Raw genomic sequence first — 2,003 nt, forward strand, 5'->3', positions numbered from 1 at the left:
CCCCACCGGTCCCGGCGGGCTTCCCGTACCCCCGTGGCGCGACTGGGCCTGGACCGAGCAGATCAATTGGCTGTGGGTGCGGCGAGGGGCGTACATCTGCGCGGCGGTGCTGGTGTTGTTGCCGATCGTGACGTTCGCGATGGCCTACTTCATCGTCGACATCCCCAAGCCGGGGGACCTTCGCACCAACCAGGTTTCGACGATCCTGGCCAGCGACGGCTCGGAGATCGCCAAGATCATCCCGCCGGAGGGCAATCGGGTCGACGTCAACATCAACCAAGTCCCCGTGCATGTGCGCCAGGCGGTGATCGCCGCCGAGGACCGCAATTTCTACTCGAACCCGGGGTTCGACTTCACCGGTTTCGTGCGCGCGGTGAACAACAACCTCTTCGGCAGCGGTGACCTGCAGGGTGGGTCGACGATCACGCAGCAGTATGTGAAGAATGCGCTCGTCGGCTCGGCCCAGCACGGGGTCAGCGGCCTGATGCGCAAGGCCAAGGAACTCGTCATCGCCACGAAGATGTCGGGGGAGTGGTCGAAAGACGATGTGCTGCAGGCCTATCTGAACATCATCTACTTCGGGCGGGGCGCCTACGGGATTTCGGCCGCCGCCAAGGCCTACTTCAACAAGCCCGTCGAGCAGCTCACGGTTTCCGAGGGTGCACTGCTGGCGGCGCTGATCCGGCGACCGTCCTCGCTGGACCCGGCGGTCGATCCGCAGGGCGCCCGCGCCCGCTGGGCCTGGGTGCTCGACGGCATGGTGGAAACCAAAGCGCTGTCTCCGAATGATCGTTCGGCGCAGGCGTTTCCGCCGACCGTGCCGCCGGATCAGGCGCGCGCGCAGAACCAGACGACCGGGCCCAACGGGCTGATCGAGCGTCAGGTGACCAGAGAGTTGATGGAGCTGTTCAACATCGACGAGCGGACCCTGAACACGCAGGGCCTGCAGGTCACCACCACCATCGACCCGAAGGCCCAACAGGCGGCGGAGAACGCGGTGTCGAAGTACCTCGACGGCCAGGACCCCGACATGCGTTCGGCCGCAGTCTCGGTCGATCCACACGACGGCGCGATACGGGCCTACTTCGGCGGCACCGACGCCAACGGCTTCGACTTCGCTCAGGCCGGCCTGCAGACCGGGTCGTCGTTCAAGGTGTTCTGCCTCATCGCCGCGCTCGAGCAGGGGATCGGCCTGGGCTTCCAGGTGGACAGCTCACCGCTGACCGTTGATGGCATCAAGATCACCAACGTCGAGGGCGAGAGCTGTGGCACCTGCAACATCGCCCAGGCGCTCAAGATGTCGTTGAACACCTCTTATTACCGGCTGATGCTCAAGCTCAAGGGCGGCCCGCAGGCCGTCGCCGACGCCGCGCACCAAGCCGGCGTCGCGACCAGCTTCCCCGGCGTCGCCCACACCCTGTCCGAGGACGGCAAGGGCGGACCACCCAACAACGGAGTTGTGCTGGGCCAGTATCAAACCCGGGTGTTCGACATGGCCTCGGCGTACGCCACGTTGGCGGCCTCCGGTGTCTATCATCGCCCGCACTTCGTGCAAAAAGTCGTCAACTCCGACGGCCAGGTCCTGTTCGACGCGGCCAACTCCGACAACAAGACCGAGCAGCGCATCCCCAAGGCCGTCGCCGATAACACCACGGCGGCCATGGTGCCGATCGCCGCCTATTCGCGCGGCCACGCCCTGGCCGGCGGCCGGCCGTCGGCGGCCAAGACGGGCACCACCCAGCTCGGTGACACCACCTCGAACAAGGACGCCTGGATGGTCGGCTACACGCCGTCGCTGTCGACCGCGGTGTGGGTGGGCACCGCCAAGGGCGATAGCCCGCTGGTAACGGCTTCCGGTGGACCGGTTTACGGCTCGGGGCTGCCGTCGGACATCTGGAAGTCCACCATGGACGGCGCGCTCAAGGGCACGTCCAACGAATCCTTCCCCAAGCCGACCGAGATCGGCGGTTACGCGGGAGTGCCCGCCGCACCCCCGCCGCCCC

At 66.7% G+C, this 2,003-nt stretch carries 1 protein-coding gene; it reads left to right on the forward strand.

What is annotated here, in order from left to right:
• Positions 1-2,003 (forward strand): transglycosylase domain-containing protein (locus ACYQ8K_RS30000; protein WP_459974995.1); only part of this gene is annotated, 2,003 nt, incomplete at both ends.

It is taken from the genome of Mycobacterium sp. MUNTM1 (assembly GCF_054660795.1).